Source organism: Acidimicrobiales bacterium (assembly GCA_035540975.1).
Classification (GTDB): Bacteria; Actinomycetota; Acidimicrobiia; order Acidimicrobiales.
In genome coordinates this window covers 1-4707 of record DATLFN010000083.1, presented here as the reverse complement: position 1 = coordinate 4707, position 4707 = coordinate 1, and the positions used below count along the sequence as shown (strand labels likewise).

Genomic DNA, 4707 nt, shown 5'->3' with positions numbered 1-4707 from the left:
GGCGTCCGTGGCGGGCCCGGAACAGGCAATCACTGCTGCGCGGCGACACGCTCAACACGCGACCCGCAGACCGACATTGCTCGCCTCGTCCCGAAACCACCGGGGCACCCATCTGACCCCGTGCCCCGAGCCGAGTGGTGGCCCCGAGGTGCTTACATGACCGGCCCGGCGACCGTGCTCGCCGTCTCGGTGACCGAGGCCGGGCGCCGTCTGGCGGAGCGGCTGCCCTTCGAGCACGCCCACGGGCAGGTGGCCGAGACCGTGCGCGGGCGGTGGCAACACGTGGAGGGGTTCGTGCTCTTCCTCGCCACCGGCGCGGCGGTGCGCATCATCGCCCCGCTGCTCGACGACAAGCGCACCGACCCGGCGGTGGTGTGCGTCGACGAAGCCGGCCGGCACGTCGTGGCCCTGGTCGGCGGCCACGCCGCGGGCGCCAACGCCCTGGCCCGCCAGGTGGCGGCGCTGCTGGGCGCCGAGCCGGTCGTCACCACCGCCACCGACGCGGCCGGTGTGCCTGGCCTCGACGCCCTTCCCGGCTTCGTCGCTGTCGGCGACGTGTCCGGGGTGACCGCCGCCCTGCTCGACGGGCGCCTGCCCCTGGTCGAGGCCGGGGTCGACTGGCCCCTGCCGCCCGGGCTCACGCCCCTCGGGGGCGGGCCGGAGCGGGTGGTCGTCACCGACCTGGCCACGGCGCCACGACCGGGGACGGTTGTCCTCCATCCACCCAGCCTGGTGGCCGGGGTGGGCACCTCCACCGACGCCGGCCCGGCCGCCGTGGCCGAGCTGGTGGCCTCGGCCCTGGCCGGCGCCGGGCTGGCGCCGGCCAGCCTGGGCGAGGTGGCCACCATCGACCGCCGGGCCGGCCACCCCGCCGTGACCCGCCTCGGGCTGCCGGTGCGCTCCTTCGGCGCCGGCCAGCTGGCCGGGGTGGCCGTCCCCTCCCCGAGCACCGTGGTGGACGGCGCGGTCGGGACTCCGAGCGTCGCCGAGGCGGCCGCCCTGCTGGCCGCCGGGCCGGGCGCGTGCCTCGTCGTGGCCAAGCAGAAGAACGCCGTGGCCACGGTGGCCGTCGCCCGGCGCTCCCGGCCCCGTGGCCACCTGGCGCTGGTCGGGCTCGGGCCGGGGGGCCCCGAGCACCGCACGCCGGCGGCGGCAGCGGCCGTGCGCCGGGCCCAGGTCGTCATCGGGTACGGGCCGTACGTCGAGCAGGCGGCCGACCTCCTCACGCCGGCCCACGAGCTGGTGCCCTCACCCATCGGCCGCGAGGTCGAGCGGGCCCGCAGCGCCCTGGAGCGGGCCGCCGCCGGCCGTTCGGTGGCCGTGGTGTGCTCGGGCGACGCCGGGGTCTACGCCATGGCCTCCATCGTGCTGGAACTGGCGGGCGAGGTGGCACCCGGGCTCGACATCGAGGTGGTCCCCGGCGTCACCGCCGCGTCGGCGGCGGCGGCGATCCTGGGTGCGCCCCTCGGCCACGACCACGTCTCGATCAGCCTGTCCGACCTGTTGACGCCCTGGGACGTGATCGAGGGCCGGTTGCGCGCCGCGGCTGACTCCGATCTGGTCGTGGCGCTCTACAACCCGCGCTCCCGCACGCGTGACTGGCAGCTCGAGGCGGCCCGCAAGATCCTGCTCGGGTCGCGCCCGGATTCCACGCCGGTGGGCGTCGTCACCGACGCCGGCCGGCCGGGCGAGAAGGCCGTCGTCACGACCCTGGGCGACCTCGATCCGGCGGATGTCGGCATGACCACCTGCGTCGTGATCGGCTCGTCGGCCACTGCCGTCGTCGATGCTCGCATGGTGACGCCCCGCGGGTACAGGCCATGACCCGGGCGTGGGCGGGCGTGCTCAGTATCGAGGTCACCGACCGCTGCACCGCCTGTGGGCTGTGCCTGGCCACGTGCCCGGAGGGCGCACTGGCCCCGGCTCCGCGCAAGCCGGTGGCGAGCGCCTCGCGGTGCACCGCATGCCTGGCGTGCATCGAGGTCTGCCCGGTCGACGCCATCACCGTGGCCGTCCGATGACCGAGGTCCACCCGATCGAGGCGGAGAGCTACCGCCGTCTCGGCGACCGGGTCGACCTGTCGGCGTGGCCGCCGGGCCCGCGGGCCGTCGTGGCCCGGGTCATCCACGCCAGCGCCGATCTCGAGTTCGCCACGACGATGGTCGTCGACGAGGCGGCGGTCGACGCCGGTGTGGAGGCCCTGCGAGCCGGTGCCCCCGTGATCGCCGACGTCGAGATGGTGCTGGCCGGCATGCCCTCGCTCGGCGCCTGCTGCCACCTGCGCGAGGCGACCGGCGACGGCGGGCTCACCCGCAGCGCCGCGGGCCTGCGCCTCGCGGCCGGGCGTCACCCCGCCGGCGCGGTCGTCGTCGTCGGCTGTGCTCCGACTGCACTCGTGGAGGCCGTGCGCCTCGTCGAGTCGGGTTCCTTCCTGCCCGCCCTCCTCGTCGGTCTCCCGGTCGGTTTCGTCGGCGCCGCCGAGGCCAAGGAACTGGCCCGGGCGTGCGCCGTACCGTCGATGACAAACGTGGGCGACAAGGGTGGTTCGGCCGTGGCCGCCGCCGCCGTCAACGCCCTCGCCCGCCTGGCCGCAGCCGATCCCGCGGCCCCACCCACAGGGAGGAGGTGATGACTCTGCAGGAACTCGTTGTCCTCCAACCCGTGCGTGTCCCGCTGTGGGCGTGGCTCTTCACCGCCATGGCCGTCCTGGCCGTGTACCTCTTGGCCCTTGACAACGGGCTGGTGCTCTCCCGGAGCGCGAGCACCGTCCACGAGCTGTTCCATGACGCCCGCCACTTCGTCGGCGTCCCCTGTCACTAACGGCTCTGGGGGCCGGTCTCCGGGCCGGCCCCCTCCGTCTCTCGCAAGGATCGTCCAATGACTCGATACCTGAAGCTCGGGGCCATGGCCGGCGCGACCGGTGGTGGTGCCCTCGCCCTGTTCCTCTTCGGCGTCGGCGAGCGACCCCTCTCCGAGGCCATCGCCCGTGAGGCGGCTGCCGACGCCGTCACCGGCCATCAGGAGATGTTCTCCCGTACCGTCCAGGTCGTCGGCGGCATGGTCGGATCCGTTGTCTACGGCGCCCTGCTCGGGGTGGTCGTGGGCGTCGTGTTCGCCGCCGTCCGCCACCGCCTCCCGTTCCGGGACGACTGGCGCCGCGCAGTGGTCCTGGCTCTGACCGGCTTCGTCACCCTCGCCCTGGTGCCGGCGGTCAAGTACCCGGCCAACCCGCCCTCTGTCGGGGACGGCGTCAGCGTCGGGCGTCGCACCGCCCTGTACCTGATCCTCCTCGCGTGTTCGGTGGTCGCCAGCTGGTCAGCGTGGCGGTTATGGCGCACCCTCGCTGCCCGTGGAGTGCACGAACCGCGCCGCGCCGGCCTGGTCGCGTCGGCCTATGCGGCGATGATCGGCGTGGCCATCGTCGGGCTCCCTCCCACCCCCGACCCCAATACTGCACCGGCGCAGCTGGTCTGGAGCTTCCGCGTCGCCTCCCTCGGCGGAGCTCTCGTGTTCTGGACGGTGACGGGCCTGACGCTCGGCTGGCTCCTCGTCCGACGTGAGGCCAGGCCGGACGCCGTCCGCACCGCCGCCGGGGAGGCCGTCCATGTCTGACGGCCTTCTTCTGGTGGCCCACGGGTCGCGATCGCCGGCCGGCCAGGGCGAGATGCAGGCGCTTGCCAATGAGGTGATGGCTCGGCAGCCCTCCCTGCCGGTCGAGCTCGGGTACCTCGAGCTGTGCGATCCTCCGGCCGGCCGCGCTCTCGATCGGCTCGTCGGCCGCGGCTGTGATCGCATCGGCGTCGTCCCGCTCATGCTCCACGCTGCCGGCCACAGCAAGTCCGATGTGCCCGCCCTGGTCCTAGAGGCACGTCTGCGCCACCCGGACGTCGAGGTCACCTACGGCCGTCCCTTCGGGGTCGACCACGCCCTCGTGTCGCTGGCAGCCAAGCGGGTCGCCGCCGTGGGGGGTGCCGCACGACCGCTTGCGGTCATCGGCCGGGGCACATCGGATCCCGACGCCAACGCCGAGGTTTGCAAGGCGGCCCGGCTCGTGGCCGAGTCGACGGGTGCGCCGGTGGTCGTCGCCGGATTCTCGGGCGTGACGTGGCCCACCGTGCCCGAGTCGCTCGACCAGCTCACCCGACTGGCCGACGGGCCACTCACCGTCTTCACTTGGTTCCTGGCCACCGGAGTGCTCCTCGACCGCATCGCGAGCGACGTGGCCGCCCTACGCCAACGCACCGGATTGGGCGTGACCGAGGCCGGGTGGTTCGGCCCTGACCCTGTCGTCGCAGAGCTCACGCTGGCCCGGTTCGAAGAGGCAATGGGCGGCCAGGTGCGCATGAACTGTGACGCCTGCGCCTACCGCCGTCCCTTTCCCGGGCTCGAGGGCCGCGTCGGCCAGGCACTTGGCCGGGGCCACTCCCACCTGGCCGCTGAGCATCGCCACTGAGCGCTTCACGTCTACTTGGGTCCGGTGTTTAGCCAGGTTCAGACGTCCCGAAGTACGACAAAAACGGGTGACGCAGGGCGACCAGGTCTGTTGAAGGGGCTCAATCTCGTTGGTTGTTGAGGATCACCTGAGTCTGTAGGAAGGCGATCACTGAAGATGTAGGTCCTGAGTGCCCTGGGTGGGCCTTGAAAGCAGGGTCCACCAACGAGCTGGGGCTCCCTCCCACGCTGACGGTTCCGATACCGGCCAGCACC

The 4707-nt window shown here is 73.5% G+C and carries 6 protein-coding genes; all 6 read left to right on the top strand.

Features of this window, described 5'->3' with window-relative positions; all coding sequences use genetic code 11:
• Positions 1-156: 156 nt before the first annotated feature.
• From cobJ to VM242_09365, 6 genes are read left to right on the top strand one after another with little or no spacing between them, the layout of a single operon-like run.
• Entirely contained in the window at positions 157-1824 is a 1668-nt protein-coding gene (gene cobJ, locus VM242_09390; GenBank protein HVM05374.1) for a precorrin-3B C(17)-methyltransferase, read from the top strand.
• Positions 1821-2021 (top strand): 4Fe-4S binding protein, encoded by a 201-nt coding sequence (locus tag VM242_09385; protein ID HVM05373.1) that lies wholly within the window; start codon positions 1821-1823, stop codon positions 2019-2021. The genes cobJ and VM242_09385 overlap by 4 nt, the downstream gene beginning before the upstream one ends.
• Positions 2018-2629 (top strand): precorrin-8X methylmutase, encoded by a 612-nt coding sequence (locus VM242_09380; protein ID HVM05372.1) that lies wholly within the window; start codon positions 2018-2020, stop codon positions 2627-2629. The genes VM242_09385 and VM242_09380 overlap by 4 nt, the downstream gene beginning before the upstream one ends.
• Entirely contained in the window at positions 2629-2820 is a 192-nt protein-coding gene (locus VM242_09375; GenBank protein ID HVM05371.1) for a hypothetical protein, read from the top strand. Before VM242_09380 ends, VM242_09375 begins: the two co-directional genes overlap by 1 nt.
• Positions 2821-2877: 57 nt before the next feature.
• On the top strand, positions 2878-3612 hold the full coding sequence (locus VM242_09370) for a CbtA family protein (GenBank protein ID HVM05370.1): 735 nt from the start codon (positions 2878-2880) through the stop codon (positions 3610-3612).
• The gene (locus VM242_09365; GenBank protein HVM05369.1) at positions 3605-4453 is read left to right on the top strand and encodes a sirohydrochlorin chelatase; all 849 of its coding nucleotides are present in this window, start codon (positions 3605-3607) and stop codon (positions 4451-4453) included. The genes VM242_09370 and VM242_09365 overlap by 8 nt, the downstream gene beginning before the upstream one ends.
• Positions 4454-4707 lie beyond the last annotated feature (254 nt).